Source organism: Streptomyces flavovariabilis (genome assembly GCF_000725785.1).
Classification (GTDB): Bacteria; Actinomycetota; Actinomycetes; order Streptomycetales; family Streptomycetaceae; genus Streptomyces; species Streptomyces hawaiiensis.
Genome location: NZ_JNXD01000001.1, coordinates 501,987 through 523,287, shown reverse-complemented (window position 1 = coordinate 523,287; position 21,301 = coordinate 501,987). Strand labels below are relative to the sequence as shown.

Annotated in this window: 16 protein-coding genes and 3 tRNA genes; 14 read left to right on the top strand and 5 right to left on the bottom strand. The window is 74.6% G+C overall.

The features are described from left to right. The first annotated feature begins 20 nt into the window (after positions 1-20). From IO24_RS0102280 to IO24_RS0102245, 8 genes are all read left to right on the top strand, one after another. On the top strand, positions 21-1,376 hold the full coding sequence (locus IO24_RS0102280) for an SLC13 family permease (RefSeq protein ID WP_031131183.1): 1,356 nt from the start codon (positions 21-23) through the stop codon (positions 1,374-1,376). A gap of 72 nt (positions 1,377-1,448) precedes the next feature. Next, a complete protein-coding gene (locus IO24_RS0102275) occupies positions 1,449-2,894 on the top strand; it encodes an acyl-CoA synthetase (RefSeq protein ID WP_031131181.1) in 1,446 nt (481 codons plus the stop codon). Continuing rightward, positions 2,887-4,227, top strand: a complete 1,341-nt coding sequence (locus IO24_RS0102270; protein WP_031131179.1) for a carboxyl transferase domain-containing protein — start codon at positions 2,887-2,889, stop codon at positions 4,225-4,227. The genes IO24_RS0102275 and IO24_RS0102270 overlap by 8 nt, the downstream gene beginning before the upstream one ends. Positions 4,228-4,307: 80 nt before the next feature. After that, a complete protein-coding gene (locus IO24_RS0102265) occupies positions 4,308-4,664 on the top strand; it encodes a CU044_2847 family protein (RefSeq protein ID WP_031131178.1) in 357 nt (118 codons plus the stop codon). A 32-nt stretch (positions 4,665-4,696) separates the two neighbouring features. Then, positions 4,697-6,385: a VMAP-C domain-containing protein gene (locus tag IO24_RS0102260; protein WP_031131176.1), complete on the top strand. Its 1,689-nt coding sequence runs from the start codon at positions 4,697-4,699 to the stop codon at positions 6,383-6,385. A gap of 93 nt (positions 6,386-6,478) precedes the next feature. Then, the gene (locus IO24_RS0102255; protein WP_031131174.1) at positions 6,479-7,486 is read left to right on the top strand and encodes an AAA family ATPase; all 1,008 of its coding nucleotides are present in this window, start codon (positions 6,479-6,481) and stop codon (positions 7,484-7,486) included. Next, entirely contained in the window at positions 7,476-11,747 is a 4,272-nt protein-coding gene (locus tag IO24_RS45910) for an SAV_2336 N-terminal domain-related protein (protein ID WP_031131172.1), read from the top strand. Before IO24_RS0102255 ends, IO24_RS45910 begins: the two co-directional genes overlap by 11 nt. A gap of 168 nt (positions 11,748-11,915) precedes the next feature. Beyond that, entirely contained in the window at positions 11,916-12,953 is a 1,038-nt protein-coding gene (locus tag IO24_RS0102245; RefSeq protein ID WP_031131170.1) for a rod shape-determining protein, read from the top strand. Between the two features lie 14 nt (positions 12,954-12,967). Here IO24_RS0102245 and IO24_RS0102240 read toward each other — a convergent pair whose 3' ends face one another. Together IO24_RS0102240 and IO24_RS0102235 are read right to left on the bottom strand one after the other, a co-directional pair. Continuing rightward, positions 12,968-13,921 carry an anti-sigma factor RsbA family regulatory protein gene (locus IO24_RS0102240; RefSeq protein WP_031131168.1) on the bottom strand — a complete coding sequence of 318 codons (954 nt, stop codon included), beginning with the start codon at positions 13,919-13,921 and terminating at the stop codon, positions 12,968-12,970. After that, the gene (locus tag IO24_RS0102235; protein WP_338055501.1) at positions 13,918-14,274 is read right to left on the bottom strand and encodes an STAS domain-containing protein; all 357 of its coding nucleotides are present in this window, start codon (positions 14,272-14,274) and stop codon (positions 13,918-13,920) included. The genes IO24_RS0102240 and IO24_RS0102235 overlap by 4 nt, the downstream gene beginning before the upstream one ends. A gap of 185 nt (positions 14,275-14,459) precedes the next feature. Here IO24_RS0102235 and IO24_RS0102230 point away from each other — a divergent pair, with 185 nt between their 5' ends. The 4 genes from IO24_RS0102230 to uppS all read left to right on the top strand — a co-directional run bounded on the left by IO24_RS0102230 (position 14,460) and on the right by uppS (position 18,706). Then, positions 14,460-15,158, top strand: a complete 699-nt coding sequence (locus IO24_RS0102230; RefSeq protein ID WP_031131164.1) for an ANTAR domain-containing protein — start codon at positions 14,460-14,462, stop codon at positions 15,156-15,158. Positions 15,159-15,450: 292 nt separating this feature from the next. After that, a complete protein-coding gene (locus IO24_RS0102220; RefSeq protein WP_031131162.1) occupies positions 15,451-15,693 on the top strand; it encodes a DUF6411 family protein in 243 nt (80 codons plus the stop codon). Positions 15,694-15,762: 69 nt separating this feature from the next. Beyond that, on the top strand, positions 15,763-16,728 hold the full coding sequence (locus IO24_RS0102215; RefSeq protein ID WP_031131159.1) for a YihY/virulence factor BrkB family protein: 966 nt from the start codon (positions 15,763-15,765) through the stop codon (positions 16,726-16,728). A gap of 103 nt (positions 16,729-16,831) precedes the next feature. Further along, on the top strand, positions 16,832-18,706 hold the full coding sequence (uppS, locus tag IO24_RS0102210; protein ID WP_338055502.1) for a polyprenyl diphosphate synthase: 1,875 nt from the start codon (positions 16,832-16,834) through the stop codon (positions 18,704-18,706). Between the two features lie 80 nt (positions 18,707-18,786). Here the strand turns inward: uppS and IO24_RS0102205 are convergent. The 3 genes from IO24_RS0102205 to IO24_RS0102195 form a co-directional block, all read right to left on the bottom strand. Next, positions 18,787-18,860, bottom strand: a tRNA-Ile gene (locus IO24_RS0102205). A gap of 190 nt (positions 18,861-19,050) precedes the next feature. After that, positions 19,051-19,123 (bottom strand) — tRNA-Asn (locus IO24_RS0102200). A 5-nt stretch (positions 19,124-19,128) separates the two neighbouring features. Then, positions 19,129-19,201, bottom strand: a tRNA-Asn gene (locus IO24_RS0102195). A 150-nt stretch (positions 19,202-19,351) separates the two neighbouring features. Between IO24_RS0102195 and IO24_RS0102190 the strand changes: the two genes are divergently transcribed. Further along, positions 19,352-19,666: a hypothetical protein gene (locus tag IO24_RS0102190; protein WP_078965987.1), complete on the top strand. Its 315-nt coding sequence runs from the start codon at positions 19,352-19,354 to the stop codon at positions 19,664-19,666. A 147-nt stretch (positions 19,667-19,813) separates the two neighbouring features. After that, positions 19,814-21,262, top strand: a complete 1,449-nt coding sequence (locus IO24_RS0102185) for a xylulokinase (protein ID WP_031131154.1) — start codon at positions 19,814-19,816, stop codon at positions 21,260-21,262. Positions 21,263-21,301 lie beyond the last annotated feature (39 nt).

Genomic DNA, 21,301 nt, shown 5'->3' with positions numbered 1-21,301 from the left:
GCCCAACGACGGGAGCCCGTATGTCCCGCGAACTCATCTCGATCCTCGTCCTCGTCGTGGTGTTCGTCATCGCGACCACCCGTTCCGTCAACATGGGCGCGCTCGCCTTCGCCGCCGCCTTCGCGGTCGGCGGGCTGGTCGCCGGCCTCGACGCGGACGGCATCTTCGCCGGGTTCCCCGGCGACCTGTTCGTCGTCCTGGTCGGCGTCACGTATCTCTTCGCGATCGCCCGCGCCAACGGCACCACCGACTGGCTGGTGCACGCCGCCGTCCGGCTCGTGCGGGGCCGGGTGGCGCTCATCCCCTGGGTGATGTTCGCCCTGACCGGTGCGCTCACGGCCATCGGCGCGGTCAGCCCGGCCGCGGTCGCCATCGTCGCCCCCGTCGCGCTGAGCTTCGCCACGCGCTACGGGATCAGTCCGCTCCTGATGGGCGCGATGGTCGTCCACGGCGCCCAGGCCGGCGGCTTCTCCCCCATCAGCATCTACGGCTCGATCGTCAACGGCATCGTCGAACGCGAGAAGCTCCCGGGCAACGAGGTCGTCCTGTTCCTGGCGTCCCTTGCGGCGAACCTGGTGATCGCGGCCGTGGTGTTCGTCGTCTGTGGCGGGCTGAAGCTGTGGGCCCGGGGGGCGGTGGAGGAGCCCGGCACCGACGTCGACGGGAGTGCGGGAGCGCCGCGTTCCGCGGGTGGCACCGACGAGGTCCGGCCCTCCCTCGCAGGCACCGCGACCGTCACCGCCCCGCCGGCACAGTCCGCGGTACCCGACATCGCCCGGCTCACGCCGGCCCGCATCGCCACCCTCACCTCCCTCCTGGCCCTGGTGGTCGCCGTCCTGGTCCTCGACCTCGACGCGGGCCTCACCGCCATCACCCTCGCCGTCGTCCTCAGCACCGCCTGGCCGGAGGACAGCCGCACGGCGACGGGCCAGATCGCCTGGCCCACCGTCCTGCTGATCTGCGGTGTGCTCACCTACGTGGGCGTCCTCGACGAGATGGGCACCATCACCTGGGCCGGCGAGGGCGTGGGCGGCATCGGCGTCCCCCTCCTCGCGGCCGTCCTGCTCTGCTACATCGGCGCCCTGGTCTCGGCGTTCGCCTCGTCCGTGGGCATCATGGGCGCCCTGATCCCCCTGGCCGTGCCGTTCCTGGAGCGGGGCGAGATCGGCGCGATCGGCATGGTCGCCGCGCTGGCGGTGTCGGCGACCGTCGTGGACGTGAGCCCGTTCTCCACGAACGGCGCGCTCGTCCTGGCCGCCGCCCCGGACGTGGACCGCGAGCGTTTCTTCCGGCAGCTGATGGTGTACGGAGGGATCGTGGTGGCGGTCGTACCGGCGGCGGCATGGCTGGTGATGGTCGTCCCCGGCTGGGGATAGTCCTCGCCGGCCACCGTCCGCCCACGCACCGTCCGCCGACAACCGCACGCAACAGTCAAGGAGATGTGACGCGTGACCCCCCTCTTCCCGGCCCTGACCGAGACCCCGGCCGACCGCCCCGCCCTCCGGTTCGGCGAGCGCTCCCTGACCTACGCGCAGCTCGCCGCCGCGGCAGGAGCGCTCACGGGCCGCATCGGCGGAGCCACGCGGGTCGCCGTCTGGGCGACGCCCACCCTGGAGACGGCCGTCGCGGTCGTCGCCGCGCTGCTGGCCGGCGTGCCCGCCGTACCGCTCAACCCCAAGTCCGGCGAGAAGGAACTCGGGCACATCCTGGCCGACAGCGCGCCCGGGCTCGTGCTCACGGCCCCCGACGACCGGCTCCCCGCGCCCCTGCGGGACCTCACCCGCGTGGACGTCGACCCGCAGGCCACCGGCCCGGCCCCCGAGGACCGCGCCGCGGACGAAGATCCGGCCCTGATCGTCTACACCTCCGGCACCACCGGCCCGCCCAAGGGCGCCGTCATCCCCCGCCGGGCCGTCGCGAGCACCCTGGACGCTCTGGCCGACGCCTGGCAGTGGACCGGCGACGACGTCCTCGTCCACGGACTTCCGCTGTTCCATGTGCACGGCCTGGTCCTGGGCACCCTCGGCCCGCTGCGGCGCGGCGGGTCGGTGCGGCACCTGGGCCGCTTCAGCACCCAGGGCGTCGCCCGCGAGCTGAACGGCGGCGCGACCATGCTGTTCGGCGTGCCGACGATGTACCACCGCATCGCCGAGGCCGTGACGAGCGACCCGCAGCTGGTGCGGGCGCTGACCGGGGCGCGGCTGCTGGTCTCCGGTTCGGCGGCGCTGCCCGTGCACGACCACGGCCGGATCGCGACCGCGACCGGACGCCGGGTGATCGAGCGGTACGGCATGACGGAGACGCTGATGAACACCAGCGTCCGCGCCGACGGCGAGGCCCGCCCGGGCACGGTCGGCGTGCCGCTGCCGGGCGTGGAGCTGCGGCTGGTCGAGGAGGACGGCTCGGAGGTCACCGTGTACGACGGGGAGACGGTGGGCGAGATCCAGGTGCGCGGGCCGAACCTGTTCACCGAGTACCTCAACCGCCCCGACGCCACCGCCGCCGCCTTCACCGCCGACGGCTGGTTCCGCACCGGCGACATGGCGGTGCGCGACCCCGACGGCTATGTCCGGATCGTCGGCCGCAAGGCCACCGACCTGATCAAGAGCGGTGGTTACAAGATCGGGGCCGGTGAGATCGAGAACGCGCTCCTCGAACACCCGGGGGTGCGGGAGGCCGCCGTCACCGGGGAACCGGACGCCGACCTGGGCGAGCGGATCGTGGCCTGGATCGTGCCGGCCGACCCCCAGTCGCCGCCCGCGCTGGAGGAGTTGGCCGACCATGTGGCGCTGCGGCTCGCCCCGCACAAGCGGCCCCGGGTCGTCCACCACCTCGACGCGCTGCCCCGCAACGACATGGGGAAGATCATGAAGCGGGCCCTGGCCCATGACTGAGCGCCTCTCCGCCCGCGCGGCCGTCACCGCCCTCGCCGACGACGCCACCTTCGCCGAACTCCCCACCCCCATACGGCGGTCGAGGCCCGACGGTCCGCTCGCCTGGCCGGGCTACGACGCCGCCCGGGCCCGTGCCGCCGAACGCACCGGCGAGCAGGAGTCCGTGGTCTGCGGCACCGCCCGCGTCGGCGGCACCCGGGCCGTGCTGATCGCGTTCGAGTTCGGCTTCCTCGGCGGCTCCCTGGGCGAGCGCACCGGCGACCGGCTGGAGGCGGCGTACGCCTACGCCCGTGAACGCCGCTTCCCGGTCGTGCCGCTGGTCGCGACGGGCGGCAGCCGGATGCAGGAGGGCATGCTCGCACTGACCCAGCTCCAGCGGGTGGCCCGGCAGTCGGCGCTCACCCGCGAGGCGGGTCTCGCGCAGGTCGCGGTCCTGCGCGACCCGACCACCGGGGGCGGCTGGGCCACCCTGGGCGCGGGCGCCGACGTGGTGCTCGCGCTGCCCGGCGCCCAGGTCGGTTTCGCCGGCTCCCGGGTGCGCCCGGCGGACGCGGACCCGGCGGCGTACACGGCGGAGGCGCAGGTCGCGGCGGGCGCGGCGGACGCGGTCGTACGGCCGGAGGAGCTGCGCGAAACGCTCGGGCGGTGGCTGCGGCTGCTGACGTGCCCGTCGACGACCCCCGCCCCGCCGCCCGAGCCGCTCGGCGAGGCCGGGGTCCTGCCCGCCACGGGCTGGGACGCCGTCCGCCGCGCCCGTTCTCCGCGACGACCGCGCGCCGCGGCCTACTTGGACGCCTACCTCACCGACCGGGTCGCGATCAGCGGCGACCGCTGCGGCGGCACCGACCCGGAGGGCATGCTGTGCGGCTTCGGCACGCACGAGGGCCGTACGGTCGCGTACGCCGCGCAGACCGGGACCGCGACCCGCCCCGCCGGCTACCGCACCGCCGCCCGTCTGATCCGCCTCGCGGACCGGCTGGGCATCCCGGTGCTGACCCTCGTGGACACCCCGGGCGCCGCCAACGACGCGGAGGCGGAACGGCAGGGCGCGGGCGCGGCGATCGCCGACCTGTTCGGCGCGGTCGCGAGCGCCCGCACCCCGGTGACCACTCTGGTGATCGGCGAGGGCGGCTCCGGCGGCGCACTGGCCCTGGCCGCGCCCGGCAACACCTGGGCCACACCCGACAGCTACTTCTCGGTGATCGCGCCGGAACTCGCGGCGGCCATCCTCAAACGGCCGCCGCGCGAGGTGGAGTCGACCGCGGACCAGCTCCGCATCCGGCCACAGGACCTGGTGGAGCTGGGGGTGATCCGGGGGACCGTCGGCGGGTGACTTCGGTGAATGCCCCCTGCACCATCAAGTACCTTCCGTCACAATGGTGCTGCCCAGCGCAATCGGACGACGGGGGTGTCGTGGACGGGTTGGTCGAGTTCAGAACCGGTGACGGGGCCGTGGTCGCGGTCGAGGCGGTGGAGGAGCGGTCCGGCTCCCGCCTGGTCTCCCGCGGCGACGGCGCGGTCCGGGCGGCCCACACCTTCGAGGGCGCCCTCGACGGAGTGCGGGCGGCGGCCGAGTCGGCGCTGCGCGTCTTCCGGGACGGCTCGCTGAGGCCCGACGGAGTGGAGATCGAGTTCGGCGTGAAACTGGCCGCCGAGACGGGCGCGTTCATCGCCAAGGGCACCGCCGAGGGCCATCTGGTGGTCAAGCTGACCTGGTCCCCGTCCACGCCGGAGCCCCCGTCCACGCCGGAGGCCGGCGCCGCCTCATGAACAGCGCCGTGGACAGCGCACCGGTGGGCGCTCTGAACAGCGCCGAGTGGCACGCCCGCATCGAGTTACGGGGCCGGGTGGCCGGGGCGGGCTTCCTGGTCACCCCGCGCACGGTGCTGACGTGCGCTCATGTCGTGGGCGACGGCCAGGACCTGGCGGTGACCTTCACAGAGCGGCCCGGCACCCCGGCCGTCCCCGCCCGGGTCGTCGCGCACGGCGGCTGGGCCGGTGGCGTCACCGACCCCGGCGACCTGGCCGTGCTGGAGCTGGACCGGGACATGCCGATCGCCCCGGCCGCACTGGCCCCGGTCGACGCGGCGCACGGCACGACAGCCCGCAGGCTCGTCGTCTACGGCTTCCCGGACGGCTTCGACGAGGGCACCCTCGCCGAATGCCGCGTCACGGCACCGCAGTTGATCCGACGGGAGTGGCTCCAGCTGGAGGCCTGGCACCAGGGCGGCCAGCCCCTGGCCCCCGGCTTCAGCGGGGCCGCCGTCACCCTGGCCGACACCGGCGAGGTCGTCGGCATGGTCACGGCGGACGCCGGCAGCGGGCAGGTGCGCACCGGCCGGATGATGCCCACCCAGGTCATGGCCCGCCACTGGCCGGACCTGCGGAGCCTGGTCCCCACCTCCGACCACACCAGCGCCGACCGGGCCCGGCTGCGCGCCCTGGTCGAGAAGGCTGCCCGCGCGGGCGTCGACTGCGACCCGGTGAGGCTGTACACGGCGGCGGCCGACCCGTTCGATCCCCCGCCGCCCGGGGAGGGGTTCGACTCGCTGTGGTCGGCGGCCCTGTTCGTGCTGTGCGAACTCGACGGGCCGGGCGCCGCACGGACCGTCGCCCGGTTCGCCGACCGCCTCCAGGACCTGCTGCACACCCCGGCCGTGGAGCCGTCGGCGCCCGACTGGTCGCCCATCCTCGTCGAGCTCGGGCACAGCGGAGCGGGCGACGGCCTGGTCCGGGTCGAGGTGTCCGCATACAGCGAGGGGCGGCGGCACCCGGTCGACTCCGGCACGGTCGAGCGGCACCGGCTGCACGCGTACGTGCAGGAGGGGATCGAGGCGGCCTTCCGCTATCTGACGCCCGGCGCGGACGAGCTGGTGGCGTTCGCGCTGCCCCGGGACTGGCTGGACTGGCCGGTCGACCGCTGGGAGAGCGCCCCGGACGACGACACACCGCTCGGCTGCGTCTACCCGCTCGTCGTCACCGACCACGCCCGCCGCAAGGCCAGCACCCGGCACGTGCTGACCCGGGCGTGGAAGCGCCTCGACTCCTGGCCGGGCGCGCGGATGCACCGTGTGGAGTGCGGCGGGCCGGAGGAGCCCGGGCGGCTGCGGTTGCGGCTGCGGCAGCGCGACAGCTGCCTCGCCGGGTTCGGCAGCGCCCCGGCCGCCGCCCGCACCCGGCCCCACTTCGACATCTCGCTCGCCGCGCCGGCCCCGGTGATCGTGTGGTCGCGGGGCGGCTGCGGCTCCGGGCAGGAGGAGTGCGCCGGAGCGGACGGCTGCACCGGCAAGACGTTCCTCGACGCGCTCGACGCCCATGTCGTGGCCGTACCGCCCGCCGAACTCCCGCGCCAGGTCCTCGCCCTGCGCGAGGAGGCCCACGCGGAGGAGGACCACTGGGCCCGCGGCATCCAGCTGCTCTGGGACGACCCGCGGGTCTTCACCGACCCGCACGCCCTGGCCGCCGCGCACACGAGGTCGCCGGTGGCCTGACCCAACCGCACGCGAGGTCGCCGGTGGCCCGGCCACCCGCACGCGACGCGCCTGAGAGACTCGCACGAAAACGGAGAGCGGAGACCACTCCCCATGCCGCACTGGTCCGTCTACACCGGCCGCGACGAGCCGCACGACGGCATCGACGACCTGCCCGCCCCGCCGCCCTGGCGTGCCTTCGACGGCGGGCCCGCCCTGCCGCCGCCGCACGACGGCGACGACGCGACGGCCGTCTCCCCCGACCGCGTGCACCGGGCGAAGTCGTATGTCGCCACCGAGGAGAGCGTCCGGCTCGTCAACGCCGCACTCTGCCTGCGCCGCCCCCTGCTCGTCACCGGCCCGCCCGGCACCGGCAAGTCGTCCCTCGCCTACGCGGTGGCGCGTGAGCTGCGGCTCGGCCCGGTGCTGCGCTGGAACATCACCAGCCGCAGCTCGCTGGCCGACGGCCTCTACCAGTACGACCCGCTGTCCCGGCTGTACGCGGCCCGGGAGGGGCGGGACGAACGGGGCGATGTCGAGGACCACCTGCGCCTCGGCCCGCTCGGCACGGCCCTGCTGCCCTACGACCGGCCCCGCGCGCTGCTCGTCGACGAGATCGACAAGAGCGACCTCGACCTGCCGAACGACCTGCTGAACGTCCTGGAGGAGGGCCAGTACGAGATCCCGGAACTGGTCCGTGCGGCCCGGCACTCCGGCGACGGCGGGGCCGAGGTCCTCGCCGACGGCACGGACACCCCGGTCGCCGTCCACCGCGGCCGGGTGCGCTGCCGGGCCTTTCCGTTCGTCGTGCTGACCAGCAACGGGGAGCGCGAGTTCCCGCCCGCCTTCCTGCGCCGCTGCGTCCGGCTGAAGCTGCGACGCCCCGACCGGGACCAGCTCACCCACATCGTCCGGGCCCATCTCGACACGCCGGGCGGCGACGCGGACCGCCTGATCACGCGCTTCCTGGAGCGGGCCTCCGGCGGCGAACTGGCCACCGACCAGCTGCTGAACGCCCTCTACCTCACGGGAGTGGCGGGCCTGGACGCCCAGTCCCGCGACGACCTCGCCGAGCAGCTGATGCCGTACCTCAGCGCGACGGCCGACGGCGATGGCTTCTGAGGCCGGGTCCGGGCCGTCCCCGGTCGCCCGGCTGGCGGCGGCCCTGTCGGCGGCGGGCGCCGCGCCGACACCCCGGGAGATCGCCGAACTGCTGTGGCTGGCCGTTCGGTTGGAGCAGCCTGGCGAGGAGCCCGAGACCAGCCGGCCGATCGCTCCCGGGGCTCTGCCCACCGGTGAAGACCCGCCCGGCGCCGAGGAGCGGGCCCCCGCCCCGCCGCCGACCGCCGAGCCCCCTGCCCGGGCCGCCCCCGACCGTGTTCCCCTCCGCCTCCCCGCCCCGCGGTCCCCGGACCGTCCGCACCACCACCCGGGCGACGGCGGATCGCCCCTCCTCGCGCCCGCGCCCCCGATGCTGCCCCACCCCCTCGCGTTGCAGCGCGCCCTGCGTCCGCTGCAGCGCAAGGTGCCCTCCCCGCATCTGCGCCTGCTGGACGAACGGGCGACGGCCGACCGGATCGCCCGGCTCGGCGCCCGCCCGGACGTGTGGTTGCCGGTGCTGCGGCCGGCGCCCGACCGCTGGCTGCGCCTGAACCTCGTACACGACACCGGCCCCACCATGCCGGTCTGGCATCCCCTCGTGAGCGAACTGCACACGGTGCTCGCCCAGTCGGGCATCTTCCGCACCGTCACCCTGCACCCGGCCACGCCCGACGGCCGGGCCCGCCAGGTCCCCGTCCTCGACGACGGCCGCACGGTCACGCTCGTCGTCAGCGACTGCATGGGCCCGCAGTGGCGGCCGGGCGAGGCGGGCGACCGCTGGTACCGCACCCTGCGGCGGTGGGCCCACCGCATGCCGCTCGCCGTGGTCCAGCCCCTCCCCGAACATCTCTGGCCCACCACGGCGTTGCCCGCCGAACCGGGCCTGCTGACGGCCCCGTCGACGGCGGCGCCCTCGGCGACGCTCGCCTTCACCCCGTACGACGGGTCACCGCCCCCGGACCAGGCCCTCCCGCTGCCCGTCCTGGAACCGGGCGCCCCCTGGCTCGCCCACTGGGCGGCCCTGCTCGCCGACCCGGGCGGCGCCCGGACACCGGGCGCGGTGGCCTGGCTGCCGCCCGCACCCTCGCCCCCCGCCGAGCCCACGTCCGACCTCACCGCCTCCTCCCCCGAGGACCTGGTCCTGCGTTTTCGCGCGACCGCGTCCCCGGAGGCCTTCCGCCTGGCGGGGCATCTCGCGCTGGCGGTCCCCTCGGTCCCGGTGATGCGCCTCGTCCAGCGCACCCTGGACCGCGACCCACGCCCCCAGCACCTGGCCGAGGTGATCCTCAGCGGCATGCTCGCCTCCGCCCCCGGCCCGCCCGGCTCGTACGCGTTCCGGCCCGGCGTACGGGAGTTGCTGCTGCGTTCCCTGCCCCGCACGGCACGCGGCCGGACACGGGAGTTCCTCGAACAGGTCGGGGGTCTGATCGACGAGCGCGCGGGGCTCGCGGCCGGGGCGTTCCGGGCCGAGACGGACGGCGGGCAGGGGGAGGCGGGCCCGGCGTTCGCGACGGTCAGCGAGGAGACGGTGCGGCGGCTGGGCGGCGAGGAACTGTTCGCCGGACGGTACCGGCCGGTGGCACGGCGCGCGTGGAACGGGCAGGTGGCCGAGGCCGTGGACGTCCGCACGGGCCGGCAGGTGATCGTGCGCCGGTACCGCGGCCGGCCCGCCGGGCACGACCGCTTCCTGGAGCAGGCGCGGGTGCTGGCCGGGATGGACGATCCGCATGTCGTGCGGGTGCTCGACTTCGGAGTGGAGGACGACACGCCGTACCTGGTGACGGAGTTCGTGGACGGCCTGTCGCTGTCCGAGGTGCTGGCGGGCGTCTCCTTCCCGGTGTTCGCCAACGTCGTGAGCCAGGGGGTGGCCGGACTGCGGGCCCTGCACGCGCACGGCCTGGTGCGTGGGGAGCGCGGGCCCGCCGGTCTGCTGCTGCGGCCCGACGGCACCGTGCTGCTGAGCCGGTTCGCCCTGGGCGAGGAGCCCCTGGGCAAGGATCCGGAGTCGGACCTCGCCGAATTCCGGTGGCTGCTCAAGCAGCTGGCCCCGGGCGCGCCGATTCCCGGGGAGCACCAGGACCTGCTCCGTCTGATCGACGAGCACCGGCTGCCCGAGGCCGCCGGCTACGCCGCCCGCCTGCCCGCCCTGGCCCAGTGGCCGCCGGTGCGTTCCTTCACCCTGCTCGGCCCGCTGCGCATCAGCGACGGCCCGCGGGACATCGAACCCCCCTCGCCGGCGGCCCAGGCGCTGCTGTGCATGCTGCTGCTCCGCCGCGGGCGGCGCGTGACCCACGGCGAGCTGGCCCGGGGGCTGTGGGAGGAGCCGGTGCCGGAGAGCGAGACCGCCACCCGCCTCGAACGCCTGGCGGCGGAGGTGCGGCGGGTGCTGCCCCCCGGCCGTCTCGTCTCCTTCTCGCACTCGTACGCCCTGCACGCGCCCGACGTCTACGTCGACGTGCTGCACTGCGAGCGGCTCCTCGCCGACGACCCCGGTGACCCCCGGCGCGCCCTGGACCGCTGGTACGGCGACCCCCTCGACGGCATCCCGGGCCCTGCCGCCGCGGCCACCCGGGACCGTCTGCGCGCCCTCGAGGCGGAGCTGCGGTCCGGCCCGTGGGCCACCGCCCCCACGATCCTCTTCGAGGCCGACGACCTCACCGGCCGCCCCGAGGCCCGCATCACCCTCGAGTACGCGGTGCACGAGATGCTCTCCCGCGGCGCGCTCGCCCCCCACCGGTTCGACGTACGCGTCCGCGGCAGCGGCTATGACGTCCACACCGAGCCCGGCACCTACCTCCTCCCCGTGCTGGTCGCCGTCCTGCGCGGGCTGCCCGAGGTGCTCACCGGACTCGTGGACCCCCCGCCCCTGACCGTCACGTTCTGGGACCGGCCCGCCCCGCCGCCCGAGCCACCGCCCGTGCCCGCCGACATCCAGGTGATCGTCTCCCCGGACCTCTACGAGCAGTTCGCCGCCAGCTCGGCCGCCCAGGGCCCCCAGCGCTTCCAGCCCCTGTACCGGGACGGCGCCACGGACACCCCGCCCGTCGCCTGGTACTGCCCGCTGTCCCCCGCCACGACCCCGCAGCCCGACGCCCGCGACCTGGTGCGGGGCCCCTTCATCACGCGGGACCTGCGCCGGCTCGGCATACCGGCCCCGGGCCGCACGGCGGTCGTCCACACCCGGCCCGACGGCCCGCTGACCCTCCTCAACCCCGCCCGGCCGCACGACGACCGGCCGTCGCGGCTCGTGACGTACTACGAGGTGGACCTCACCACGCACCAGTCCCACCACCGGGTCTCCCTGCCGAGTTCCGGCAAGGGTGCCTTCGCCGCCGCGGTCGAACTGTCCTGGCACGTGGAGGACCCGGTCGCCTTCGTGCGAGCCGAGGTCGCCAGGGTGTCCGAGCCGCTGCTCGGCCATCTGCTGGAGGAGGCGGCCCGCATCACCCGCCGGCATCCGCTGCGCCGGGCGGGTGCCGCCCAGCGCGCGGTCAACGCCGGGCTGCGCCGCTGGCCGGTGCCCGGGCTGTCGGTGACGGCGTCGGTGCAGCTCGGCGTGGAGGGCGCGGACCTGCCCGGACCGCGGGGTGCCGCTCCCGCGCGGCGCCCGCTGCCGCAGCTCCTCGCCGAGACCGAGACGGTCCTGCTCGGCTTCGACGGCCCGATGGCCCGCCTGTTCTCGGCGACCACCGCCCGCGAGGCCGTGCTCGACCTGCTCGCCCTCGCCGACGAGCACCGCGACCCGCGGCACGCCCTGCCCGGGGCGGTGCGGGAGACGTTCGCGCATCCGCTGGACGTGCTCCGGGCCTTCGCCCGGGACCCGCTCGGGCCGCTGCTGCGGGAACGCCTGGACGAGCTGGAACTCCAGGCGGTGCCGCACGCGCCGGCGACGCACAACTCCGCGCTCCTGGTCCGCACCCTGCATGCCGCCGGCCGCCGCGTCGGGGTGATCACGGACGTGTGCGCCGAGGCCGTGCCCCGTTATCTGCGGCCCTACGGCACCCTGCCCCTGGCCGGCGTCCACGGGCGCGCCGAGGACCTCGCTCTGCTCACCCCGCACCCGGACTGCATGCTGCGTGCCCTCGACGCCTGCGAGGGGCCGGCCGCGACGGGCCTGGTGATCGGTTCCACGGTCGCCGAGTTCGCCGCCGCCCAGCGGGCCGGGCTGCGTTTCGTCGGCCTCGCGAGGAACGCGACCACCGACCGGCAACTGCGCGAGGCCGGCTGCGAGACCACCGTGACGTCCCTCGCGCCCCTGCTGGAGGCCGCGCACTGTCTGTGACGGACGTCGAACCCCCCGTTCGGCGGCGCCCCGCCCGGCCCCCCACGAAAGGCGGCCCGGCACCCTCCCGCGCACGATGCGAAGGAGGCCCGCCACCCGGCGGCCCCACGTCTGCGAGGCCCGCCACCTGGCGGCCTCCCACGGTCTGTGCTCTCGGGAGGACCTGCCATGACCGCCAGTCTGGAGCAGTTGCGCCGCTGCCACTTCGCCGTCGACCTGGGGGCGGCCCGCACCCGCGTCTACGTCAAGGGCGCCGGGCTCGTCGTCGACCAGCCGTCCGCCGCCGCCGTGAACACCCGCACCGGCGCGCTGATCGCGGTCGGAGAGCTCGCCGAGAAGATGACGGGCCGCACACCGGACTACATCCGCGTGGTCCGGCCGGTGTCCGGCGGCACCGTCGTCGACATCGAGATGGCGCAGCGCATGCTGCGGCACCTGCTCGGCGACAAGATGCGCCGCAGTCTGCGCCGCAAGCCGATCCTGCGCGCCGCTGCCTGCACCCCGCACGACGCCGACCCGCTGGCCCAGCGCGCCGCGATCGAGACGCTCGTCGGCCTGGGGGCGCGCCGCGTGGAACTCGTCGACACGCTCATCGCCGCGGCCGTCGGCTGCGGGCTGCCCGTGGAGCAGCCCGAGGCCACGATGATCATGGTGTGCGGGGCGGCGGCCACGCAGGTGGCCGTGCTGTCCCTGGGCGCGATCGTCACCGCCGAGCGCCTCCCGGTGGGCGGCGAGGCCGTCGACCAGGCGATCGTGCAGCACCTGCGCCACGAGCACGAGCTGATGCTGCCGAGCCAGTCGGTACGGCCGTTGCAGCTGGCCCTGTCCGGCAACGGTCTCACCGCGCAGGGCCCGGCCTCCACGGAGATCCACGGCCGGGACGTCGCCACGGGCCTGGCCCGCTCGGTCCAGGTCGACACCGCGGCCGTCCGGGACGCCATCCAGACGCCGCTCACCGCGATCCTGGACGGCATCGGCAAGGTGCTGCGGGCCTGCCCGCCCGACCTGGTCGCCGACCTCGCCGACCGGGGGATCATGATGGTCGGCGGCAGTGCCCTGCTGCCGGGCCTGGACCAGATGCTGCGGCAGGCGACCGGCATGCCGGTGCACATCGCCGAGCGCCCGGACGTGTGCGCCGTGCAGGGTCTCGGGGCGATGCTGGAGGGCAGGATCGCGCCGCTGGCGCTGGACCCGCTGGGCACCTGAGCGTCAGTCGCCGGTCAGCGGGCGAACCAGCAGCGCACGGTCGTCCCGGTCTCGCTCCGGTGCACCCGCACCAGGTCGGCGATCAGGTTGACCAGGAGGACCCCGCGCCCGCCGCGCTGGTCGCGGGGCACGGGCCGGCGTCCGGCCAGGATGTCCGCGAGGTGCCCTTCGTCGCGGACCTCGCACACCACGTACCCGTCCTCGGCCCACAGCCGCAGCACGCCCGAACCGCCGCCGTGCACCACGCTGTTGGTGGCGAGCTCGGCCGTGGCGAGGGCCAGGTCGTCCAGCTTCACACCGACGAGGCCGAGCCGCGCGCCCTCCCCGACGGCCATGTGCCGGGCGTGCGAGAGCGAGTCGGAGTCGAAGGTGAACGTCAGCGCCTCCTCCACCGGCGTCAGCGGCTCGTTGTAGCGGCTGACGACGTCCCCGGGGGCGTACGCGTCGCTGCGCCGCTCCGTGCGGTCGCCGGGGTGGATGACGGTCGGGTGGGTGGCGTAGGCGTCGGCGACGACGTGCTCGGGCAGCTGCTCGACGGCGTACGGGCACAGGATGGTCGCCGTACGGCCCTGGAAGGCGGCGTTGATGAGCGCCTCGTGCTGGGCGCAGGCGGGGTACTCGGCGTCGGAGCGTCCGGCCCAGATGGGCTCGCCGATGATCCGCACCCGGCGACCGGCCGGCTGGGCGTCGGCGAAGGCGCGCAGCACTCCGGGGATGATCCGCCCGGGGTTGCGTCCGGCCTCGCGCATGTCCAGGAGCCGCACGGCGGCGGCGTCGTCGCCCAGCGCGTCCCGGATCAGGGCGAGGTTCTTGCCGGGCACGGCGACGGCCACCGGTTCTCCGGCCTCCAGCCCCTCGCGTACGAAGGGCAGGGTGCCGTCGAGGTAGTCCTCCTCGTCCCGGTAGAAGAGCGCGGGGTGGACGAAGGGATCGAGGGGGCCGAAGGGCTCGGTGACCGCAGTGGTCATGATGTCGACACCTCGATTCCCTTCTGGCCGGGCCACAGCAGGTCCAGCGTGCGGCGCAGGGCGGGCGGCGGCCGGCGCACCACGAACCGCCGGCCGTCCCGGAGCTGCCCGGCGGCGGCCGCGAGCGCACCGGCGCCCGCGACGTCGACGAACGTCACGTCGGACAGCTCCAGGTAGTACACGTCCTCATCCTCGCGAACAGCCTGCTCCAGTACGCCTTCCCAGATCGCACGGGTCGTCAGGCCGACCTCACCCGCCGCCCGGATGCCCCGCTGCCCGGCCAGCGGGAACACCGCCAGGCCCGGCACCGGGCCGCGAGGGCCGGTCGCCGACATCTGCTGCCGAGTGTTCAAGCCCCTCTCCCCACGCTTGTGGACCACAGCGCTCGTACCCGCACCGGCCGAGCTCATTCCCCCGAAAGGTGTGTAGTACGCCGTGCGGGGGGCAGGCGCACCTCACACCGACGTCCACGGGGGTGTGTGACGTCGTGCAGTCCGGCGAGACGAACACGACCGACGAGGACCGACAAGGCGGTGACATGACCTCAGCGGCATCATCACATCTCACAGGAGGGCTGGACACCCTGGTCATCCGCGGCCGCGTCGACGCGGATCGCGCCGAGCTCACGCCGCGCGGCGAGCTCGTCCACGGCTGTGCGGACATCCTGGCCCGGACCCTGGCCGGCCTGCCGGCGACCGTCACCCGGGTCGACCTGGACATGGCGGGCGTGCACTTCATGGACACGGCAGGTCTGCAGTTCCTGGACGTGCTGGCCGATCACGGCCGGCAGCGGTCGCTGACGGTGACGGCGACGAACTGGAACGGCCAGCCGCGCCGGATCCTGGAGCTGGCGGGCCTGGACACAACCGACCCGCTGACCGGCCCGGGCGCCACGGGCCCCGTCTCCTCGGTGCCGCCGGCCGCCCCGGCCTTCTCGGCGGTCGCCCAGGAACGCGCGGAGCGCCTGCACGTCCTCCAGGAGGAGGTCGAGCAGCTGCGCCACGCCATCGCCTCCCGCCCCGTCATCGACCAGGCGCGGGGCATCCTCATGGCCACGCACGGCTGCACGTCCGACGAGGCGTGGCACATCCTGCGGGAGACGTCCCAGCTGTCGAACACGAAGCTGCGGGATGTCGCCGCGGCGGTGACGGCGAGCGCGGAAGCGGACGGCCCACCGCCGTCGGCCGAGCTGCGCACGGCGCTGCAGCAGGCTGTCGCGAGGCGCCACAGGGGTTGAGCAGGCCGGGGCTCGCGGTCTTGCGCCGGAAGCCCCGGGTACCCGGCGGCGGCCCGTCCCTGCCCGCCTTCGCCGAGGAGAACCCCGATGGGCTCCAACCGCACCCGTACCGGGAGGAACCCCATGAGCGACCACACCCCGTCCCAGGCGGAGGGCGACCGCGACGGCACGAGAGCCCAGGACGAAGGCGACGGCGACGCGACGGACCGCACGGACACCGCCGCACGGGAGACCACATAGAGGCGGCACGACGGGGCACCCGTATCCCCCCAACCAGTCAAGGGAGTTACTCGTGATCGTCGCCGTCGTCATCGCCGGGTGCGTGCTTCTGGCCGTGCTCGCCTTCCTCGTCCCCCGCCTGTCGCGTCACCCCGAACGCGGCACCCAGCGTTCGCTCGGCGCCGGCGCCCGTGCCGGCGGCAAGGCGCCCGGCGTCCTGGGCAGGCTCTTCAGCAAGCCCTTCCACTCGAGTTCCCGCGCGGTGAGCCGCAGCGGATCCGCCGGCCGCCGCACCCGTGGCCGGATGCCCTTCTGACCCACCACGCGGCCGTGCCGCCCGGCATGCTGGTCCGGTACGCAGGGCAGGCAGAAGGAGACCTTCTCGATGGGCACCGCAGTGCACGTCCCGCAGACGCGGGACATGATCGGGGAGGAACTCTCCGGAGACGAGGCGTTCACCGCGCTACGGCACTACGGAGGCCGCCGGCTGTTCCTCGACGCGTTCACCCGGTTCCGCTACGCCGACGGCTTCAGCAGCTCCCGCTCCCTCGCCTTCCAGGTGGTCGTCGGCATGGTGCCGTTCACCATCGCCCTGGTCGGCGTGGCCACCACCGTCCACACGGAGAGCGTGGGGCGGATCATCGAACTCACCCTCGGCCGGATCGTGCCCGGCGCCAGCGCGGACCTGGTCGAGGACGCCCTGGACGGCACCGCGCGCAGCGCCGGTTCCGGCGTCTGGGGCGCTGTCGCCATGTGGCTGGGCCTGGCCTTCGCCGTCCTCAACCTGGCCTCGGCGATGGCCCAGGTCGAGCGCGGCGCCAACCGCATCTACGGCATCGAGCGCGACCGGCCCTTCCTGGCCAAGTACGGCCGTTCCCTGCTCCTCGCCCTCGTCGCGGGCATGCCGATGGTCCTGGGGTTCCTCGTGCTCGTGGCCGGTGACGCCGTCGGCGGCGCGGTGGTGCAGGCCCTCGGCTGGTCCCGCACCTGGCTCGACTGGTGGGGCGCTCTCGACGTACCGCTGGGCGTGCTGCTCGCCTGGGTCGCCTCCTCGGCGATCTTCCGCTGGGCGCCCCGCCGGGACCAACCGGGCTACACCTGGCTGGCGTTCGGCTCCGCGGTCCATCTGGTGCTGTGGATCACGGCCACCTGGCTGCTGGCTCTCTACGTCGCCCAGAGCGGCTCCTTCGGTGCCGTCTACGGGCCGCTGACGGCCTTCATCGCCCTGCTGCTGTGGGCCAACCTGACCGGCGTGTCCCTGTTCCTCGGCATCGCCTTCGCCGCTCAGCTCGAGGCGGCCCGGGCCGGCATCACCGAGGCCGTGCACCCCGACCCGGGACCGGGCCCGTGAGGTGCCGGCGCCGGCAGGGACACGCGGGTGGACGGGGGACGATCGCTGACGCGCACCCAACCCCTGTGATCATCGCGCTGAACCAGGACGTATCGTCCTCGGTGTGACCGATGTGCCCCCCGCGACCGCAGCACCGGCAGACCGAGCAGCGCCCGTCGAAACCATCCGGCCGGCCGGACATCCGGTGACCGGCGACGACCCGGCCCTGCGGGCGGCCTACCGACTGTGCCGGCGCCGGACGAAGGACCAGGACCCGGCGGAGTACGCGCTGATCCAAATGGTGCCCGCGGCCCTGCGCCCGGCGCTCCACGCCCTGTGGGCCGCCGCCAACGACCTCGACGACCTGGGTGACGACCGCACCGCGCCCGCCGCCGAGCGGGCCGCCCGGGTCGAGGCCTGGATCACCGCCCTGCACCGCGAACTGCCCACCGGCTCCAGCCCGGACCCGGTCCGCCACGCCCTGGTGGACACCGCGAACCGCTGGCGCCTGGACCTGTCCGAGCTGCGGGACGCCATGGCCCAGGTCCAGGACGACACCCACGGCAGGCACTTCGCCGACTGGGCGGAGTGGCGCACCTGGGGCCGGGACAACCTCCTGCCCTGGTTCGGTCAGGTCCGCACGGTCTTCGACCGGGCCGGCGTGCCCGTGGCGCTGCGCCTGGACACCCGGGAGGCCTACGAGGAGTTCCTCGACGGCGTCCGGCTCACCGACATCCTCACCGACCTGTCCGCCGACCTCGCCCAGGGCGACCTCCTGCTGCCCGCCGAGGCCCTCGACCTCCACCCCGGGTCCGCCGCCGATCTGGCGCAGCGCCGCTGGAGCCCCGCCGTCGCCGCCCTGATCACGCAGCTGACCGGCCTGGCCCGCCAGTGGGTGACCCAGGAGGCCCTCACGCGCGGCATGCACCCCGGCCCCGCCACGGTCCTGGACACGATGGCCGCCCTGCTGCGCGCCCAGCTCGACGCCGTCGACGCGGCGGGCCCGGCCCTCCTCCGTTCCCCGCCCCGGCCCGCGCTCCGCACCCGGGCCCGTGTCCTCGCCCCCGCCCGGGCCCGCGCGGCCCTGGCCTGGAGCCTGACGCCGCTGACGGTGCCGCCGCCCCAGCACCCCGGCACCCACAGGGCACCGGAACCCGCCCTGCCGGCACCCACCAGCGCCTTTCTGCGGCCGCCGCCCCACCCCAGTGGCGAACGAGCACCGGACATCCCGTCCGACGACCTCCCCACCCACGTCGCTGTGATCATGGACGGGAACGGCCGCTGGGCCCAGCAGCGCGGCCTGCCCCGGCACGAGGGTCACCGCGCCGGCGCCGGCGCCGTCCGCGAGGTGGTCCACGGCGCCCTGGACATCGGCCTGCGTCACCTGACGCTCTACACCTTCTCCACCGAGAACTGGCACCGCGACCCGGAAGAGGTCGACGCGATCCTCGACCTGCTGCGCCGCGAACTGGACGAGAACCCCTTCCGCGACCTGGACGTCCGGATGCGCTGGCACGGCCGCGCCGGGCGCCTGCCCCCCGACCTGGTCGACGTGCTGCACCTGCGGGAGCGCACCACCCGCGCCCGCACCGGCCTGACGCTGACGATGTGCATCGACTACGGCGGCCGGGACGAGCTCACCCGCGCGGCCGCCGCCCTGGCCGGCCGGGCGCGGGCCGGTCATCTGGAGCCCGGCCTGATCGCCGAGGACGACTTCGCACGGCACCTGCCCCACCCGGACATGCCGGACGTGGACCTGCTCTGGCGCACGGGCGGGGAACAGCGCGTCTCCAACTTCCTGCCCTGGCACACGGCCTACGCCGAGCTGCACTTCACCCCGGGGCTCTGGCCCGACGCCGATCGCCGCGACCTCTGGCAGGCGGTCACCGCCTACACCCACCGCCAGCGCCGCCACGGCTCGACCCCGGACACGGCCCCTGCCGACGGACCGTCAGCGGACCGCTGTTCAACAGCCCCTGTTGCGGGGCCGGGCGGGTGAACCGGATGCGCCGCGCTGGAGCGGCACCGGCGTTCTCGCGATTCCGCGAGTAGAAACGGTTCTGCGCGTGTAGCGCGCGGTGGGGCGGGTGGGACTCGAACCCACGGCCGACGGATTATGAGTCCGCTGCTCTAACCGGCTGAGCTACCGCCCCATAGCGGCGTGTCGCGTACATGTGTGCGCGCCGTCTGCCGCAGCATAGCCGCTCATACGATCTCCTGCTTCGGCTGGGCGGCTTCGCACGGCCTACGTGACCTTGAGGACTGCGCCGGGTGCCGCGCGGTTCCCGGGACAGCGGATCGGACATGAAAAAGGACCCCTGAGAGGGGTCCTCGTTCAACCTGCTCCCCCGACTGGACTCGAACCAGTAACCTGCCGGTTAACAGCCGGCTGCTCTGCCAATTGAGCTACGGAGGACCGAGCTCCTCGGACTGGACTCGAACCAGTAACCTGCCGGTTAACAGCCGGCTGCTCTGCCAATTGAGCTACCGAGGAAGGTCTCGTTTTGCATCGAACGTACCTACCTGGGTATCCGCCAGGGGGCGCGCGTTCGCTGCGACACATACATTAGCGCAAGCAGGGGGGTGCTCCGCCAATCGGTACTCCCCGGCACGCCGCCGCACCGGAGACCTATGCAAGGAAAGGGTGGCCGCCATGCGTTACCGGCTCACGTTCGTCGCCGGAGTCGTCCTGGGTTACGTGCTGGGCACGAGGGCCGGGCGCGAGCGCTACGAGCAGCTGAAGAAATCAGCCCGGCAGTTCGCTCAGAACCCCGCGGTCCGCAACACCGCCGAGACGGCGGCCCACCAGGGCCGTGAGTTCGCGGGCAAGGCGTACCACGTGGTGAGCGACAAAGTCGGCGACCGTGTCCCCGAATCGGTGGCGGACCGGGTCCGCCACCTCCGCGACCGAGCCACCCACAACGGCGGCGAGGACGACTGGGGCACGAGCAACACGTGATCCTCTGATGCCGGGCAGGTTCACGCCCCTGACAGGGACGCGGGGAACTGCGCGACCAGCCATGACGAGCCCGCACCCGAAACCCGGCGACATCCCCCGCGGCGCCCACGGCTCCGGCCGGCGCAGCGGTACGGCAGAATTTTGGCCATGGGGATAGTCGCCGGGTTGGACAGTTCACCCGATTTCACTCGGATCGTCGTCTGTGACACGGACTCCGGAGCCGTGCTCAGGCAGGGGTATGCACCGCATCCGGTGGAGAGCCCCGAGGGCGGCGGCCGGCCGTCGGACGTCGATCCGCAGGCCTGGCTGCTCTCCCTGGGCGAGGCGGCGGGCGGCGGGCTGCTGGAGGGCGTGCAGGCGATCGGCGTCTCGGCGCAGCAGAACGCCGTCGTGCCGCTGGACGCGCAGGGCAACACCGTGCGGCCGGCGATGGTCGGCGGTGACAAGCGGACGCAGGTCGCCGCGGCCGATCTGATCGACGCGCTCGGCGGGCGCGAGGCGTGGGCGCAGGCGGTGGGCTGTGTGCCACAGGCCGCCCAGCCGATCACGAAGCTGCGCTGGATGGCCCGGACCGAGCCGGAGAACGCGCAGCGCACCGCGATCCTCCTCCAGGCGCACGACTGGCTGGTGTGGCAGCTGCTGGGCCGGCCGGTCCGGAGAACCACCGACCGGGGCGGGGCGTCCGGCACCGGCTACTGGTCGGCGGCCACCGGCGGCTACCGGCCCGACCTCGTCGAGCTGGCGCTCGGGCACCAGGTGATGCTGCCGGAGGTGATCGGCCCGGCGGACGCGGCCGGTACGACGCCGGAGGGGCTGCTGATCTCCGTGGGCACCGGCGAGACCATGGCGGCGGCGTTCGGTCTTGGTATCGGCCTCGGCGACGCGGTGGTGTCGCTGGGTGCGTCCGGGTCCGTGATGGCCGTGCACCCCGAGGCGCTGGTCGACGGGTCCGGGATGATCACCGCGCTCGCGGACGCGACCGGCATGCACCTGCCCGTCGTCACCACGCTGAACGCCGTGAGGACGTTGCGCGGGGCCGCGGAGCTGCTGGGGCTGCCCGATCTGGAGAGCCTGTCCGACCTGGCGATGAAGTCGACGCCCGGGTCGCACGGGCTGGTGCTGCTGCCCTATCTGGAAGGCGAGCGGACGCCGAACCTGCCGCACACCGCCGGGACCCTGGCCGGGCTGCGGCGCGAGTCGATGAAGGCGGAGCACCTGGCGCGGGCCGCGTTCGAGGGCATGCTGTGCGGGCTCGCGGACGCGCTGGACGTGCTGCGCGCCCGGGGCGTGGAGGTGCGGCGGGTGTTCCTGCTCGGTCCGGCCGCCGAACTGCCCGCCGTGCAGGCCGCCGCGCCCATGCTGTTCGGGACGCAGGTCGTGGTGCCGCAGCCGGCGGACTACGCGGCGATCGGCGCCGCCCGGCAGGCGGCCTGGGCACTCGGCGCGTCGCAGGGCACGCTCGACATGCGGAATCCGCCGGCCTGGCAGGGCGCGGTGGCGCAGGTGCTGGAGCCCGGGGACGAACTGGCCGTGGGGCAGGCGGTGCGGCAGCAGTTCGTGGCGGTGCGGGAGCAGACCCATCCGGGAGCCCTCTGAACCTTTTGACCGCCTGTTGGGTTAATTCGGTTGAGGTAA

Excerpts from the sequence above, each read along its gene's own strand:
- IO24_RS45910 (WP_031131172.1), top strand. The coding sequence starts at position 7,476 with ATGGCTTCTGAGGCCGGGTCCGGGCCGTCCCCGGTCGCCCGGCTGGCG.
- IO24_RS0102280 (WP_031131183.1), top strand. The coding sequence starts at position 21 with ATGTCCCGCGAACTCATCTCGATCCTCGTCCTCGTCGTGGTGTTCGTC.
- IO24_RS0102240 (WP_031131168.1), bottom strand. The coding sequence starts at position 13,921 with ATGACCACTGCGGTCACCGAGCCCTTCGGCCCCCTCGATCCCTTCGTC.
- IO24_RS0102185 (WP_031131154.1), top strand. The coding sequence starts at position 19,814 with ATGGGGATAGTCGCCGGGTTGGACAGTTCACCCGATTTCACTCGGATC.
- IO24_RS0102215 (WP_031131159.1), top strand. The coding sequence starts at position 15,763 with ATGGGCACCGCAGTGCACGTCCCGCAGACGCGGGACATGATCGGGGAG.
- IO24_RS0102230 (WP_031131164.1), top strand. The coding sequence starts at position 14,460 with ATGACCTCAGCGGCATCATCACATCTCACAGGAGGGCTGGACACCCTG.
- IO24_RS0102270 (WP_031131179.1), top strand. The coding sequence starts at position 2,887 with ATGACTGAGCGCCTCTCCGCCCGCGCGGCCGTCACCGCCCTCGCCGAC.
- IO24_RS0102255 (WP_031131174.1), top strand. The coding sequence starts at position 6,479 with ATGCCGCACTGGTCCGTCTACACCGGCCGCGACGAGCCGCACGACGGC.
- IO24_RS0102245 (WP_031131170.1), top strand. The coding sequence starts at position 11,916 with ATGACCGCCAGTCTGGAGCAGTTGCGCCGCTGCCACTTCGCCGTCGAC.